Source organism: Enterobacter cloacae complex sp. P12RS (genome assembly GCF_014895875.1).
In the GTDB taxonomy this organism is placed as follows: Bacteria; Pseudomonadota; Gammaproteobacteria; order Enterobacterales; family Enterobacteriaceae; genus Enterobacter; species Enterobacter bugandensis.
The window spans coordinates 43926-60296 of sequence record NZ_JADBQO010000001.1 but is presented as its reverse complement, the minus strand read 5'-3'; the positions used below and the strand labels follow the sequence as shown (position 1 = coordinate 60296).

11 protein-coding genes are annotated in these 16371 nt (G+C 56.2%); 6 read left to right on the top strand and 5 right to left on the bottom strand.

Annotated elements, in window-relative coordinates:
• Positions 1 to 91 precede the first annotated feature (91 nt).
• On the top strand, positions 92 to 2482 hold the full coding sequence (locus IM284_RS00250) for a glucose/quinate/shikimate family membrane-bound PQQ-dependent dehydrogenase (RefSeq protein WP_047367339.1): 2391 nt from the start codon (positions 92 to 94) through the stop codon (positions 2480 to 2482).
• A 74-nt stretch (positions 2483 to 2556) separates the two neighbouring features.
• Here the strand turns inward: IM284_RS00250 and cueO are convergent, their stop codons facing one another.
• The gene (gene cueO / locus IM284_RS00245) at positions 2557 to 4116 is read right to left on the bottom strand and encodes a multicopper oxidase CueO (protein ID WP_047367338.1); all 1560 of its coding nucleotides are present in this window, start codon (positions 4114 to 4116) and stop codon (positions 2557 to 2559) included.
• A 145-nt stretch (positions 4117 to 4261) separates the two neighbouring features.
• On the opposite strand from cueO, the gene IM284_RS00240 reads away from it, so the two are divergent.
• The 3 genes from IM284_RS00240 (at position 4262) to speD (ending at position 6389) form a co-directional block, all read left to right on the top strand.
• Entirely contained in the window at positions 4262 to 4609 is a 348-nt protein-coding gene (locus IM284_RS00240; protein WP_014882582.1) for a YacC family pilotin-like protein, read from the top strand.
• A gap of 115 nt (positions 4610 to 4724) precedes the next feature.
• Positions 4725 to 5594, top strand: a complete 870-nt coding sequence (gene speE, locus IM284_RS00235; protein WP_028015536.1) for a polyamine aminopropyltransferase — start codon at positions 4725 to 4727, stop codon at positions 5592 to 5594.
• Positions 5595 to 6389 (top strand): adenosylmethionine decarboxylase, encoded by a 795-nt coding sequence (speD, locus tag IM284_RS00230; RefSeq protein WP_028015535.1) that lies wholly within the window; start codon positions 5595 to 5597, stop codon positions 6387 to 6389.
• A gap of 31 nt (positions 6390 to 6420) precedes the next feature.
• Here the strand turns inward: speD and yacL are convergent, their stop codons facing one another.
• Both yacL and acnB read right to left on the bottom strand, forming a co-directional pair.
• On the bottom strand, positions 6421 to 6783 hold the full coding sequence (gene yacL, locus IM284_RS00225) for a protein YacL (protein WP_028015534.1): 363 nt from the start codon (positions 6781 to 6783) through the stop codon (positions 6421 to 6423).
• A 190-nt stretch (positions 6784 to 6973) separates the two neighbouring features.
• The gene (gene acnB / locus IM284_RS00220) at positions 6974 to 9571 is read right to left on the bottom strand and encodes a bifunctional aconitate hydratase 2/2-methylisocitrate dehydratase (protein ID WP_048338844.1); all 2598 of its coding nucleotides are present in this window, start codon (positions 9569 to 9571) and stop codon (positions 6974 to 6976) included.
• Between the two features lie 893 nt (positions 9572 to 10464).
• Between acnB and IM284_RS00215 the strand changes: the two genes are divergently transcribed.
• Positions 10465 to 12012 (top strand): DUF3300 domain-containing protein, encoded by a 1548-nt coding sequence (locus tag IM284_RS00215; protein WP_047367335.1) that lies wholly within the window; start codon positions 10465 to 10467, stop codon positions 12010 to 12012.
• Positions 12013 to 12022: 10 nt separating this feature from the next.
• A complete protein-coding gene (locus IM284_RS00210; protein ID WP_047367334.1) occupies positions 12023 to 12814 on the top strand; it encodes a DUF2950 family protein in 792 nt (263 codons plus the stop codon).
• Positions 12815 to 12866: 52 nt separating this feature from the next.
• Here the strand turns inward: IM284_RS00210 and lpdA are convergent, their stop codons facing one another.
• Together lpdA and aceF are read right to left on the bottom strand one after the other, a co-directional pair.
• Complete coding sequence (gene lpdA / locus IM284_RS00205) at positions 12867 to 14291, bottom strand: dihydrolipoyl dehydrogenase (protein WP_023332094.1); 1425 nt, start codon at positions 14289 to 14291, stop codon at positions 12867 to 12869.
• Between the two features lie 175 nt (positions 14292 to 14466).
• Entirely contained in the window at positions 14467 to 16365 is a 1899-nt protein-coding gene (aceF, locus tag IM284_RS00200; protein ID WP_045259471.1) for a pyruvate dehydrogenase complex dihydrolipoyllysine-residue acetyltransferase, read from the bottom strand.
• Positions 16366 to 16371 lie beyond the last annotated feature (6 nt).

The following is a 16371-nucleotide window of genomic DNA, read 5'->3' as shown; positions in this document are numbered from 1 at the left end:
AAAAGCAAATATTGTGATTCCGATCACACTTGTTAACACCTATAATTAGTTGCTAGCAAATTATTAACAAAAACTGACGAGTACACTTTCTATGGCTGAAACAAACACTAAACAGCCGCGTCTACTGGTGACACTAACAGCGCTATTCGCCGCCTTCTGCGGCCTGTACCTGTTAATCGGTGGCGTATGGCTGGTCGCGATCGGCGGCTCCTGGTACTACCCGATTGCGGGCCTGGTTATGCTTGGCGTAACCGTCCTGCTCTGGCGTAGAAAACAATCCGCACTGTGGCTGTATGCCGCCCTCCTTCTTGCCACCATGATCTGGGGCGTCTGGGAAGTCGGTTTCGATTTCTGGGCCCTGACGCCGCGCAGCGACATCCTGGTCTTCTTCGGTATCTGGCTGATCCTGCCGTTTGTCTGGCGCCGCCTGATTGTCCCTTCCAGCGGTGCCGTTGCAGCCCTGCTGGTGGCTCTGTTAATCAGCGGCGGCATTCTCACCTGGGCTGGCTTTAACGACCCGCAGGAGATCAACGGTACGCTGAACGCGGAGTCCACGCCTGCGGCAGCTATCTCGCAGATCGCTGACGGTGACTGGCCTGCTTATGGCCGTAACCAGGAAGGTCAACGCTACTCCCCGCTGAAGCAGATCAACGCGGACAACGTTAAGAACCTGAAAGAAGCCTGGGTATTCCGTACCGGCGACCTGAAGATGCCGAACGATCCGGGTGAACTGACCAATGAAGTGACGCCAATTAAAGTCGGCGATATGCTCTACCTGTGTACGGCGCACCAGCGTCTGTTCGCGCTCGACGCGGCCACCGGTAAAGAGAAATGGCACTTTGATCCACAGCTGAACTCCAACCCGTCCTTCCAGCATGTCACCTGCCGCGGCGTTTCTTACCACGAAGCGCGCGCCGATAATGCCAGCCCGGAAGTCATTGCTGACTGTCCTCGCCGCATTATGCTGCCGGTGAACGATGGCCGTCTGTTTGCCATCAACGCTGAGACCGGCAAGCTGTGCGAAACCTTCGCCAACAAAGGCATTCTGAACCTGCAGACCAACATGCCGGACACCACGCCGGGTCTGTATGAGCCAACCTCCCCGCCAATCATCACCGATAAAACCATCGTGATTGCCGGTTCGGTAACGGATAACTTCTCTACGCGTGAAACCTCCGGCGTTATCCGTGGTTTCGACGTGAACACCGGTAAACTGCTGTGGGCTTTCGACCCGGGCGCGAAAGATCCAAACGCGATCCCGTCTGACGAGCACACCTTTACCTTCAACTCGCCGAACTCCTGGGCACCAGCCGCGTATGACGCGAAGCTGGACCTGGTCTACCTGCCGATGGGCGTATCCACGCCGGATATCTGGGGCGGTAACCGCACGCCGGAGCAGGAACGTTATGCGAGCGCTATCCTGGCGCTGAACGCAACCACCGGTAAGCTGGCGTGGAGCTATCAGACCGTTCACCACGATCTGTGGGATATGGATATGCCGTCCCAGCCGACGCTGGCGGACATTACCGTTAACGGCAAAACCGTGCCGGTCATTTACGCTCCGGCTAAAACCGGCAACATCTTCGTGCTGGATCGCAGCAACGGTAAGCTGGTTGTGCCTGCCCCGGAAAAACCGGTTCCGCAGGGTGCGGCCAAAGGCGACTACGTCAGCAAAACCCAGCCGTTCTCTGACCTGAGCTTCCGTCCGAAGAAAGACCTCAGCGGTGCAGACATGTGGGGTGCCACCATGTTTGACCAGCTGGTGTGCCGCGTGATGTTCCATCAGTTGCGCTATGAAGGCATCTTCACACCGCCGTCTGAGCAGGGCACGCTGGTCTTCCCGGGCAACCTGGGAATGTTCGAGTGGGGCGGTATTTCCGTCGACCCTAACCGTCAGGTAGCGATTGCCAACCCAATGGCGCTGCCGTTCGTTTCCCGTCTGATCCCACGCGGTCCGGGTAACCCGATGGAGCAGCCGAAAGACGCGAAAGGCAGCGGGACCGAAGCCGGTATCCAGCCGCAGTATGGCGTACCGTTTGGCGTTACCCTGAACCCGTTCCTGTCTCCGTTTGGTCTGCCGTGTAAACAGCCTGCCTGGGGTTACATTTCCGGTCTGGATCTGAAAACCAACCAGATCGTCTGGAAAAAACGTATTGGTACCCCACAGGACAGCATGCCGTTCCCGATGCCGGTTCCGGTGCCGTTCAATATGGGTATGCCAATGCTGGGTGGTCCAATCTCCACAGCCGGTAACGTGCTGTTCATCGCGGCAACCGCAGATAACTACCTGCGCGCGTACAATATGACCAACGGTGAAAAACTGTGGCAAGGCCGTCTGCCGGCCGGTGGACAGGCAACGCCGATGACCTATGAAGTGAATGGCAAGCAGTACGTTGTCATTTCTGCGGGTGGTCACGGTTCGTTTGGTACGAAGATGGGCGACTATATTGTCGCGTATGCATTGCCGGACGAAGGCAAATAAAAGCAAAACGGCAACGAAAGTTGCCGTTTTTAGCAATGCAGGCCGGGTAAGGCGAAGCCGCCACCCGGCTTTTTTTATACGGTAAAACCGAGCATCATCCCCGTATCTTCATGCTCCAGCAGATGACAGTGCGCCATATAGGCAAACTCTTCAGGCGCTTCGTGGTCGAACTTCACCAGCACCTCGCTGACGCCGCCTTCCACTCTCACCGTATCTTTCCAGCCTGCTCGATGCGCTTCCGGCGCTTTACCGTTCTCAGACAGAATACGGAACTGCGTGCCGTGGATATGGAACGGGTGCAGCATCATGTCCCCTTCCCCTGAAACCACCCAGCGCTCAAACTGCCCCTTCGTGGCGGCAAACATCGGCGTGTTCATATCGAACGCTTTGCCGTTGATCTTGTTGGCGTTGTGGAAATCGAACCCGTGACCGCCGTGATCCATACCGCCCATTTTGCCGTGGTCCATATTCATGTGGCTCATCATCTGTCCGTGGTGCATTCCCGCCATGGCCTGATTGCCATACTTTTTCATCAGCGCCTGCATGCCCATCATGTCGAGCATCGGGTCCATGGAGAGCTGAAGCTTACGCTGCGTGAGCCCATCCAGCGACGGGAGCGCAGGCAGCGTGGTCAGGGTGTCCGGCAGCGTACCGGAGGCGGTGATCTGTAGTGGCTGAATGCGCAACACCGGATGCGGTTTATCAAACGGCGCGACGGCCATCCCCATCTGGCTGACCGGCAGGGTCACGAGGTCAAACGCTTTGCCATCGCTGATGTCCACCAGCACTTCGAAGCGTTCGCCCATCAGCATCGGCAGCTCGCTCACTTTTACCGGTTCTGGCAGCAGGCCGCCGTCGCTTGCCACCACGTAAAGCGGGCGCTTATCGCTGGTGGCGAAGTTCAGCGAGCGGGCGTTACAGCCGTTAAGCAAGCGCAGGCGCAGCCAGCCTTTCGGGGCGGCGTGCTGCGGATAGATCGCGCCGTTGGCCAGCAGCGTATCGCCAAACCAGCCGACCGCCGCGCTCATCACGTCCAGCTGGTAGTCAATCTGCCCGTCCGCGCTGAATTTTTTGTCCTGCACAATCACCGGCACATCATCGATACCCCACTGTTTTGGCAGGCGCAGGAGACGGCTTTCGTCATCCTCAATCAACACCAGTCCGGCCAGCCCCATTGCCACCTGATGGCCCGTTTTGCCGTGCTGATGCGGGTGGAACCAGCAGGTTGCCGCCCGCTGGTCAGGGGTAAAGGTTACGCTGCGTTTACCCCCAGGCTTGATAACACCCTGGGGACCACCATCCACTTCGCCCGGAACTTCCAGCCCGTGCCAGTGCAGCGTGGTCTCCTCGGCAAGCGTATTACGGATATCCACCGTAACCGCTTTCCCTTTGCGTAACTGAAGCGCCGGGCCGAGCAGATTGCCGTTGTAGCCCCAGGTTGTGGCGCTGTGCCCACCGAAGGAGGTTTTACCGGCCTGAACAACGAGCTGAATACGGCTACGGGCGTCTGCGGTCAGTAAGTCAGGAATGGGTAAGGCAGGCCTTTCAGCCGCAAAAACCGCGCGGCTCCAGAGTGGTAATGCGCTGGCAACCCCCAGCACAGCGGAATATTTTAAAAAATCACGACGTTGCATGTTCATTTCCTTATTTCCAGCAGGCGATCTTTTGAGCATAAACCCTCCCCTTACCGGAAGGTCAAGTAAAGCGGCAATAATAAAGATCGTCGCACTGGCATCAAGTGTGCTAACGTTAATTTTCCGTGAAGAAGTGGTAGAAGCAATGAAGACGTTTTTCAGGACAATTTTGTTCGGAAGCCTGATGGCAATGTGTGCGAACAGCTATGCGCTCAGTGAAAATGAAGCGGAAGATATGGCCGATTTAACGGCGGTTTTTGTATTCCTGAAAAATGATTGTGGCTACCAGAATTTACCCAACGGGCAAATTCGCCGCGCGCTGGTCTTTTTCGCCCAGCAGAACCAGTGGGATCTCAGCAATTACGACAGCTTTGACATGAAGGCGCTCGGTGAAGACAGCTACCGTGACTTGAGCGGTATTGGCATTCCCACGGCTAAAAAATGCAAAGCGCTGGCCCGCGATTCGCTCAGCCTGCTCGCCTACGTGAAATAACCTTCCCGACGCCCCCTGTTCAACCTATACCCGTGCAACCACGGTTATAGTTAGCTATCATGTTTCGCTCATTTTTTGTGAGCGTTACGGATGTTAACAAAGGAGGAGTCCGCGTATGGCCGACCACACGTTGTGGCATGAAACACTGCATGACCAGTTTGGTCAGTACTTTGCCGTTGATAACGTGCTCTATCATGAGAAAACGGATCACCAGGATCTGATCATCTTCGAAAACGCCGCCTTTGGCCGCGTGATGGCCCTGGATGGCGTTGTGCAAACGACCGAGCGCGACGAGTTTATCTATCATGAGATGATGACCCACGTTCCGCTGCTGGCCCACGGACACGCGAAGCATGTTCTGATTATCGGCGGCGGCGACGGCGCAATGCTGCGCGAGGTTTCACGTCATCGTTCCATTGAAACCATCACCATGGTTGAGATCGATGCGGGCGTGGTCTCTTTCTGCCGCCAGTACCTGCCCAACCATAATGCCGGCAGCTATGACGATCCGCGCTTTAATCTGGTTATCGACGACGGCGTTAACTTTGTTAACCAGACCACGCAGACCTTCGACGTGATTATCTCTGACTGCACCGACCCCATCGGCCCCGGCGCGTCGCTGTTTACCTCCTCGTTCTACGAAGGCTGCAAGCGCTGCCTGAACCCGGGCGGGATCTTCGTCGCACAAAACGGTGTCTGCTTCCTGCAGCAGGACGAAGCGCTCGACAGCCATCGCAAGCTCAGCACCTATTTCGGTGACGTCAGCTTCTATCAGGCGGCAATTCCGACGTACTACGGCGGGATCATGACCTTTGCATGGGCAACGGATAACGACGTGCTGCGTCATCTCTCTACCGAAATTATCCAGGCCCGCTTCCATCAGGCCGGGCTCACGTGCCGCTACTACAATCCGGCTATTCATACCGCAGCGTTTGCTCTGCCGCAGTACCTGCAAGACGCATTATCCACTAAGGGGGTGAGCTAATTGAAAAAGCTTAAACTACATGGCTTTAACAACCTGACTAAAAGCCTGAGTTTTTGTATTTACGATATCTGCTATGCCAAAACAGCGGAAGAACGCGATGGTTACATCGCCTATATCGATGAACTCTACAACGCCAACCGTCTGACCGAGATCCTGTCAGAAACCTGCTCGATCATCGGTGCCAATATTCTGAACATCGCACGACAGGATTATGAGCCCCAGGGTGCCAGCGTCACCATTCTGGTCAGTGAAGAGCCGGTCGACCCGCAGCTTATCGACAAAACTGAACACCCGGGTCCGCTGCCCGAAGTGGTCGTCGCCCACCTCGACAAAAGCCATATCTGCGTTCACACCTACCCGGAAAGCCACCCGGAAGGCGGGCTGTGCACGTTCCGCGCCGATATTGAAGTGTCGACCTGCGGCGTGATTTCCCCGCTGAACGCGCTGAACTATTTAATCCACCAGCTGGAATCGGACATCGTCACGATTGATTATCGCGTGCGCGGTTTTACCCGTGATATCAACGGCATGAAGCACTTCATCGACCACGAGATCAACTCCATTCAGAACTTTATGTCCGAGGACATGAAATCGCTGTATGACATGATGGACGTGAACGTGTACCAGGAAAACATCTTCCATACCAAGATGATGCTTAAGGAGTTCGACCTTAAGCACTACATGTTCCACACGAAGCCGGAAGATTTAAGTGAAGAAGAGCGCAAGGTCATCACCGACCTGCTCTGGAAAGAGATGCGCGAAATCTACTACGGCCGCAATATTCCGGCCGTGTAAGTGTTGCCCGGAGCAGGGACGCTTCGGGGAGTTACTTCTGTTTCATAAACTCACGGTAGGCATTCACTACCAGCAGGAAGTCTTCCACGCCGCACAGCGACAGGCTCTCTTCGTCGTAGTAGCTCATCCCCTCTTCCATCTCATCCCCTGAAAACTCAAGCTGGTTGGCGCGCACCATGACCTCTTCACCGTCCATCCACAGCGTATATTCGTGCCCGGCGCGTTGCCAGGAGCGCTCGCTGCCTTTCACCGTATTTGCCGCCTGTTCGACTTCATCAAGAAGGGCGAGATTTTCTTTCACCTCTTCGTTAAACCAGTGTCCAACGGCTTCGTGCCCCATCGACATGCGCACTTTCACCACGCCGGTGATGTCGCGCAAAAATTCGTAATCCATAGTGTTTTCCTCTGCAAAGCCATTAGGGTAATTATCGCAGCAGAGGGAAAGAAAAAAAGCGGGAGAGGTGGGAGGAATGAAAATAAAAAGGTGAGAGCAAGACCCTGCGGCCTGATGCCCTCACCCCGTCCCTCTCCCGTGGGAGAGGGTGCAAACACTAAAAACCGTCTCGTAGAGACGGTTTTGCTGTTTATACCGCCGTCTGGAAGATAACCCCGTCAGCCTTCTCGGTGTACTGAGAAAGCTGGTCGAAGTTCAGATAGCGATAGGTATCCACCGCCGTCTTATCCACCTGCGCCACGAAGGTCTGGTACTCTTCCGGCGTTGGCAGTTTGCCAATCAGCGCCGCAACCGCCGCCAGCTCCGCAGAGGCCAGGTAGACGTTCGCACCAGTACCTAAACGGTTCGGGAAGTTACGGGTAGAGGTGGAAACCACCGTCGCACCGTCGGCCACACGCGCCTGGTTACCCATACACAGGGAGCAGCCAGGGATTTCGATACGCGCCCCGCTCTTACCGAACACGCTGTAGTAACCCTCTTCGGTCAACTGAGCCGCGTCCATACGGGTTGGCGGAGCCACCCACAGGCGGGTCGGCAGCTGGCCTTTGTGGGTATCCAGCAGCTTACCGGCAGCACGGAAGTGGCCGATGTTGGTCATGCAGGAGCCGATAAACACTTCGTCGATCTTATCGCCCTGCACGTCAGAGAGCAGACGCGCATCGTCCGGATCGTTCGGCGCACAGAGGATTGGCTCTTTAATATCCGCCAGATCGATGTCGATCACCGCCGCGTACTCTGCGTCTGCGTCAGCTTCCAGCAGTTGCGGATCCGCCAGCCATTTCTCCATGCCCTGAATACGACGCTCCAGCGTACGACGATCGCCGTAGCCTTCTGCGATCATCCACTTCAGCAGCACGATGTTGGAGGTCAGATACTCAATGATCGGCTCTTTGTTCAGCTTGATGGTACAGCCAGCCGCAGAACGCTCGGCGGAGGCGTCGGTCAGCTCGAACGCCTGCTCCACTTTCAGATCCGGCAGACCTTCAATTTCCAGGATGCGGCCAGAGAAGATGTTTTTCTTGCCTTTCTTCTCAACGGTCAGCAGGCCCTGTTTGATGGCATACAGCGGGATCGCGTGAACCAGGTCGCGCAGAGTGATGCCCGGCTGCATTTTGCCCTTGAAGCGCACCAGCACCGATTCAGGCATGTCCAGCGGCATTACGCCGGTCGCTGCAGCAAACGCCACCAGGCCGGAGCCCGCCGGGAAGGAGATACCGATTGGGAAACGGGTATGGGAGTCACCGCCGGTACCCACGGTATCCGGCAGCAGCATACGGTTCAGCCAGGAGTGGATGACGCCGTCACCCGGACGCAGTGACACGCCGCCGCGGTTCATGATGAAGTCTGGCAGCGTGTGGTGCGTGGTCACGTCAACCGGCTTCGGATAGGCCGCCGTGTGGCAGAAGGACTGCATCACCAGGTCAGAAGAGAAGCCAAGGCACGCCAGGTCTTTCAGTTCGTCACGGGTCATTGGGCCAGTGGTGTCCTGAGAGCCCACAGAGGTCATCTTCGGCTCGCAGTATGCGCCAGGGCGAATACCGGCTACGCCGCACGCGCGACCCACCATTTTCTGTGCCAGCGAGAAGCCGCGGTTGCTTTCTGCCACGTCTTTCGCGTGACGGAAAACGTCGGAGTGCGGCAGACCCAGCGCTTCACGCGCTTTGGTGGTCAGGCCGCGCCCGATGATCAGCGGAATACGGCCACCGGCACGCACTTCGTCAATCAGCACGTCGGTTTTCAGTTCGAAGCTTGCCAGCAGCTCGTTGGTTTCGTGGTTGCGCACTTCGCCTTTATACGGATAGACGTCAATCACGTCGCCCATGTTCAGGTTGCTCACATCCACTTCAATTGGCAGCGCGCCCGCATCTTCCATGGTGTTGAAGAAGATTGGCGCAATTTTGCCACCGAGGCACAGGCCGCCGCCGCGCTTGTTCGGCACGTGCGGAATGTCGTCGCCCATGAACCACAGTACGGAGTTGGTGGCGGACTTACGGGAAGAGCCGGTACCCACAACGTCACCGACGTAGGCCAGCGGGAAACCTTTTTGTTGCAGCGCTTCGATCTGTTTGATCGGGCCCACCACGCCCGGCTGATCTGGCTCAATGCCTTCACGGGCGTTTTTCAGCATCGCCAGGGCGTGCAGCGGGATATCAGGACGAGACCACGCGTCCGGTGCCGGAGACAGGTCATCGGTGTTGGTTTCACCGGTCACCTTAAAGACGGTCACGGTAATTTTTTCCGCCAGCGCAGGGCGGTTCAGGAACCATTCGGCATCGGCCCAGGACTGCATCACCTGCTTCGCATAGACGTTGCCCGCTTTGGCTTTTTCTTCTACGTCGTAGAAGTTATCGAACATCAGCAGCGTGGAAGAGAGCGCTTTAGCGGCAATCGGTGCCAGCTTGTCGTTATCCAGCGCGTCAATCAGCGGATGAATGTTGTAACCACCCTGCATGGTGCCGAGCAGTTCAATGGCTTTTTCAGGAGTAACCAGTGGGGAGGTGGCTTCGCCTTTGGCGATAGCAGCAAGGAATCCGGCTTTTACGTAGGCAGCTTCATCTACGCCAGGCGGTACGCGGTTGATCAACAGATCTAACAGGAATTCTTCTTCGCCCTTAGGCGGGTTCTTCAGCAGCTCGACGAGCGCGGCCATTTGGGTTGCATCTAAAGGTTTGGGTACAATTCCCTCGGCGGCACGTTCTGCTACGTGCTTACGGTATTCTTCTAGCACGACGGTTCTCCTCGCTCTCATTGTCATATGCGGCGGGCGTTCTCTTCACGCTCCTGTGAGACAGCAGTTTGTAGGGTAAATGCCCGATACCGCGTCGGGCAGCATAGCAGGATTTCTGCACAGTGTTAATCCGTTTACAAAAAAGCAACATTAAAAAGTTTGCTGAATCGTTAAGCATGGTGTAGCGGGGAGGCGAGGTGAATTTTGGGGACAAAAAAACCGCCTGGTAGCGGTTATTTTGTTGCCTTGCGGTGGTAGCACACCGGGTTGGCAGATTTGCGGCAATGCACTCGGCATGAATAATGCTCCTGAGTATGCAGATCCGCAAGCACATGTTTTGTGTTTACGAGCCGCCATCCAGTTTCGAATGTAAAAGGATGAAACTGCATTTCACCTCTTTTCAGTCCATTTCGGCTGTAATACTGTTGCCCCCGGCCTGCTTCGCTGGTGTAGCAATCAGTCACCGGGCCCGGAAGCAGTTCCGTAACCTACGCGGCAATGTACTCATTTGCCTGGTTCTGCCTTTTCCGGTGAAGAAGGAACCCGCGTAGCCTGTACAGGAACGCACGCAATGGAGATGCGAATCACTGCGCTGATCGTTGCAATTGGTTTACTGCTTACCGCGCTGCACGGTGGCTGAAACATATCCGAAATCACGGTGCTGTTTGTCGTCAACCTCGGCAACTAGCTGCTGGCCGCTCGCAAGAGCGGCCTTCTGAATTCCCGGCGCCTTTTCCCGCATCGCATATAATTGTGTAATAAATACTCACACTCTTTATCCGGACGTACCGGACGCTTCCCAATAAAAGTCAAAACAGTAAAAGACGGGTGAATAATACTCACGCCAACCGTAACGCCTCACGGCACAGCGCCTGTCTCGTTGGAGTCATTTTATGAAGTTGCCCTTTAAGCCACATCTGCTTGTCCTGCTGTGCAGTGCCGGGCTGTTTGCCGCCTCAGGCGTCATGTTTGTCAAAAGCCGTGCAACGGAACCCGCTGCGTCGGCCCCCGTCGCGCAACCACCGTCAGCGCCTACCGCAGCCCAGCCGGCCCCTGTCGTCGCGCCAACCTACACTGCCGCGCAAATCGATCAGTGGATTGCCCCCATCGCGCTCTACCCGGATGCTCTGCTGTCACAAATCTTGATGGCCTCGACCTACCCGGCCAACGTGATTCAAGCGGCGCAGTGGTCCAAAGACAACCCCAAAATGGAAGGGGACGCCGCGATTCAGGCCGTTGCCAGCCAGCCCTGGGATTCCAGCGTAAAATCCCTGGTCGCGTTTCCTCAGCTTATGTCGCTGATGGGAGAGAATCCGCCGTGGGTACAAAATTTGGGCGATGCGTTTCTCGCGCAGCCGAAAGATGTGATGGATTCGGTACAACGCCTGCGCGCGCTGGCGCAGAAGACCGGCGCCTTGCAATCTACGCCTCAGCAGACGGTCACCACGGTAACGAAACCCGCACCGGCAAAAACCAGCACCACCGAGTCAACGTCAACCACCACGTCCGCACCGGCCCCGACGGTGATCAAAATTGAATCTGCCGATCCGCAGGTCGTTTATGTTCCCACCTATAACCCGAATACGGTTTACGGAACCTGGCCCAACACCGCTTATCCTCCGACCTATCTACCGCCCACGCCCGGAGAGCAGTTTGGCAACAGCTTCGTCAACGGCTTAGGTTTCAGCCTGGGTGTCGCCACAACTTATGCTATCTTCAGCAACATCGACTGGGATGATGACGATGACTGGGACCATCATCATGACGGTGACTGGGATAATCACGGCGGCTACAACCGCAACGGTGATAACAACATCAATATTAACGTTGAGAACTTCAATAAAATCAGCGGACAACGTCTGACGGACGCCAACCGTACCTGGCAGCACAACCCGGCCTATCGGGAAGGTGTCCCCTACCCGACAAACCAGCTCAACACGCGTTTCCACTCCACCAACACGGCCACGGGGCTTAGTGCAACGCAACAACCGGTTAATCGCGATAGCCAGCGTCAGGCGGCGCTGAGCCAGATGGAGAAATCGACAGGTAAAACCTTCCCACAGACTGCTCGCCCGGGCACGAAAGCGGCGCAGCGACAGGCCTCAAGTGAACAGCTGAAACAGATTTCTCAGCGCAATAACTACCGTGGCTATGACACCAAACCGCAGACGGCGAAGCGGGCCACCACGCAGCAGCGAGAAAACCGCCAGACCGCCGCGCAGAGACAAGAGAAACGGGTTCAGCCCTCTCAGCAACGTCCCTTCCAGCAGCGAAACAGTCAGCTCCGGGCCAATGCACTGAGCGGCAACGACAGCCGTTCCGCCAACTGGCAGGCGCAGCAGCAGCGTGGGGCGCAAAGCAGACACCTCGCCGCTCGTCAGCAGCAGCTACGCCCGGCAGCGGCTGGACGTGCTGAACACCGTGAATTCCGTCATCGCTAAGGGAGCCGACATGAAACGTAAATTACTCAGTGGAATGGTGTTGTTCATGGTCTCGGCGACCGTCATGGCGCAGCAATCCTTCAGCTCACCAGAACAGGCTACCAATGCGCTGGAAAGCGCCATCCGCGAGCAAAATGAAAGCGCGATGAACAACCTGCTCGGCGAAAACTGGCGCGATTTTCTGCCATCTGAAGGCGTTGATCCTGACGCAGTCGATCGCTTTCTGCGCGACTGGAAAGTCCGTCATAACACCATTGTCGAAGGCGATAAAGCGCATCTGGTTGTCGGAGACAGCGGCTGGCAACTTCCCATTCCGGTGATCAAAACCGCCTCCGGCTGGCAGTTTGACATCAAAGAAGGCGCCGAGGAGATCCTGACCCGCGAAATTGGGCGCAACGAACTTGCCGCCATCGAAGCCCTGCATGCTTACGTGGCCGCGCAGCAGAGCTATTTTGCGATGAATCAGAAATACGCGCAGAAGATTGTCAGTTCTGAAGGGAAGAAGGACGGTCTGTACTGGCCCGTTTCGCCTGGTGAAGCGCCAAGCCCTCTTGGTCCGGCGTTCAGTCCGAAAGAGCCGGGTGCGGGCTACCATGGCTATCGCTTCCGCATCCTGCCGGATAATCACGGTTTCGCGATGGTGGCGTGGCCTGTCAGCTATGGTCAGACAGGCGTCATGAGCTTTGTGATAAACCAGGACGACAAGGTGTACCAGTCCGATCTCGGCAGCGATTCGGAGCAGAAGGCCCGGGCGCTGGCCTCATACGCACCTGATAACACCTGGCAGCCTGTAGCCCCCTGAACGCCGCGCATAAAAAAAGCGGCCTCAGGCCGCTTTTTTCATCTGAAGAAACTTATTTCTTCTTCGCTTTCGCGTTTGGCAGGTCGGTAATGCTACCTTCAAACACTTCAGCCGCCAGGCCCACGGACTCGTGCAGCGTCGGGTGCGCGTGGATGGTCAGCGCGATGTCTTCCGCGTCACAGCCCATTTCGATAGCCAGACCGATTTCACCCAGCAGCTCACCGCCGTTGGTGCCGACAATTGCACCACCGATAACGCGGTGAGTCTCTTTGTCGAAGATCAGTTTGGTCATACCGTCTGCGCAGTCGGACGCGATAGCACGGCCAGAAGCAGCCCACGGGAAGGTGGCGGTTTCGTAGCTGATGCCTTTCTCTTTCGCTTCTTTCTCGGTCAGACCGACCCATGCAACTTCTGGCTCGGTGTACGCGATAGATGGGATCACTTTCGGATCGAAGTAGTGCTTCATGCCGGCGATAACTTCAGCGGCAACGTGACCTTCGTGAACGCCTTTGTGCGCCAGCATTGGCTGACCGACGATGTCGCCGATAGCAAAGATGTGCGGCACGTTGGTGCGCAGCTGTTTGTCAACGCGGATGAAGCCACGGTCATCCACTTCCACGCCAGCTTTGCCCGCGTCGAGATTTTTACCGTTCGGTACACGACCGATAGCCACCAGCACGGCGTCGTAACGCTGTGGTTCGGATGGGGCTTTTTTGCCTTCCATGGAAACGTAAATACCGTCTTCTTTCGCTTCAACGGCAGTCACTTTGGTTTCCAGCATCAGGTTAAACTTCTTGCTGATGCGCTTGGTGAAGACTTTAACGATGTCTTTGTCAGCAGCCGGGATAACCTGGTCGAACATTTCAACCACGTCAATGTCTGAACCCAGCGCATGGTACACGGTACCCATTTCCAGACCGATGATACCGCCGCCCATAACCAGCAGACGCTTAGGAACGGTTTTCAGCTCCAGGGCATCAGTGGAATCCCACACGCGTGGATCTTCATGTGGAATGAATGGCAGTTCGATTGGGCGAGAGCCTGCCGCGATGATCGCGTTGTCGAAGTTGATAACGGTTTTGCCGTTTTCGCCTTCCACTTCCAGGGTGTTCGCACCGGTGAATTTACCCAGACCGTTTACCACTTTCACTTTACGGCCTTTGGCCATACCCGCCAGACCGCCGGTCAGCTGAGTGATAACTTTCTCTTTCCAGGTACGGATTTTGTCGATATCGGTTTTTGGCTCGCCGAAGACGATACCGTGTTCAGCCAGCGCTTTGGCTTCTTCGATAACTTTCGCTACGTGCAGCAGCGCTTTAGAAGGGATACAGCCGACGTTCAGACAAACACCGCCGAGGGTGCTGTAACGTTCTACGATGACGGTTTCCAGACCTAAATCCGCTGCACGAAATGCTGCGGAGTAACCTGCCGGGCCTGCCCCAAGTACTACGACCTGAGTTTTGATTTCTGTGCTCATCATGACCTCTTAGTTTATACCCGTCGTCCACCGGGTCGTTCTATCCGCCCGCAGTTTACAAAATTGTTAACAATTTTGAAACAACAAACGGCTCACGAATTGTCGCTTTCACCAATAACCTCATAAACACCATGAGATTATCAGAAAAAAGCCGGCCGACTGGCCGGCTTTTCGATTACATCACCAGGCGGCGAATGTCGCTCAGCATGTTGTTGATGATGGTGATGAAACGCGCACCATCAGCCCCGTCGATCACGCGGTGGTCGAAGGACAGAGAGATTGGCATCATCAGACGCGGCACGAACTCTTTGCCATTCCACACCGGCTCCATCGCGGACTTGGACACACCGAGGATAGCCACTTCCGGCGCGTTCACAATCGGCGCGAAGTGGGTAGTACCCAGGCCGCCGATGCTGGAGATAGTGAAGCAGCCGCCCTGCATTTCGCCGGCAGTCAGCTTACCATCACGCGCTTTCTTGGAGATGGTGGTCAGTTCACGGGACAGCTCAGTGATGCTCTTCTTGTTCACGTCTTTGAAGACCGGAACAACCAGACCATTTGGCGTATCTACCGCAACACCGATGTTGATGTATTTCTTCAGCGTCAGCTTCTGGCCGTCTTCGGACAGGGAGCTGTTGAAGCGTGGCATCTGCTCCAGAGCAGCGGCAACGGCTTTCATGATGAAGACCACTGGGGTGAATTTCACGTCCAGCTTACGCTTCTCGGCTTCGGCGTTCTGCTGTTTACGGAACGCTTCCAGATCGGTGATATCGGTTTTGTCGAAGTGGGTAACGTGCGGGATCATCACCCAGTTACGGCTCAGGTTAGCACCAGAGATTTTCTGGATACGGCCCAGCTCCACTTCTTCGATTTCGCCGAACTTGCTGAAGTCCACTTTCGGCCATGGCAGCATGCCCGGGATACCGCCGCCAGCGGCTGCCGCAGGTGCAGCTTCGGCGCGTTTCACCGCGTCTTTCACGTAAGCCTGAACGTCTTCGCGCAGGATACGACCCTTACGGCCGGTCCCTTTCACTTTCGCCAGGTTCACGCCGAATTCGCGCGCCAGGCGACGAATCAGCGGAGTCGCGTGGACGTAAGCGTCGTTTTCAGCGAACTCTGATTTTTCTGCTTTTGCAGCAGGGGCAGCGGCTGGTTTAGCAGCCTGAGCCGGTGCAGCAGCCGGTGCTGGAGCAGCCGCGGCAGCCGGAGCTGCGGCAGGCGCAGCGCCTTCCACTTCGAAGACCATGATCAGGGAGCCGGTAGACACTTTGTCGCCGGTGCTGATTTTGATCTCTTTAACGGTACCGGCGAACGGCGCAGGCACTTCCATGGAAGCCTTGTCGCCTTCAACGGTGATCAGTGACTGTTCAGCGGCAACTTTGTCGCCCACTTTTACCATCACTTCGGTGACTTCAACTTCGTCACCGCCGATGTCCGGTACGTTAACGTCTTTCGCACCGCCAGCAGCGGCTGGTGCAGCGGCCGGAGCCGGAGCAGCGGCCTGTGCAGGCGCGGCAGCAGGTGCAGCACCCGCCACTTCGAAGATCATGATAAGCGACCCGGTAGACACTTTGTCGCCGGTGTTGATCTTGATCTCTTTTACGGTACCGGCGAACGGAGCCGGCACTTCCATAGAGGCTTTGTCGCCTTCTACGGTGATCAGTGACTGCTCGGCCGCAACGGTATCGCCCACTTTCACCAGGATTTCAGTGACTTCAACTTCGTCACCGCCGATGTCAGGCACGTTCACTTCTTTCGCTGCTGCGGCAGCTGCTGGAGCAGCGGCGGCCGGAGCGGCTTCTTTTTTCTCTTCCTGCGCAGGTGCAGCAGCTGCTGCACCGTCGGCGGAATCGAAAATCATGATCAGTTTGCCGGTCTCGGTTTTATCGCCAACGGAGACTTTGATCTCCTTAACGATGCCAGCCTGAGGAGACGGGACTTCCATAGAGGCTTTATCGCCTTCTACGGTGATCAGCGACTGTTCAGCTTCAACTTTGTCGCCCACTTTGACCAGGATCTCGGTGATTTCAACTTCATCAGCCCCGATGTCCGGTACATTGATTTCGATAGCCATTATTCT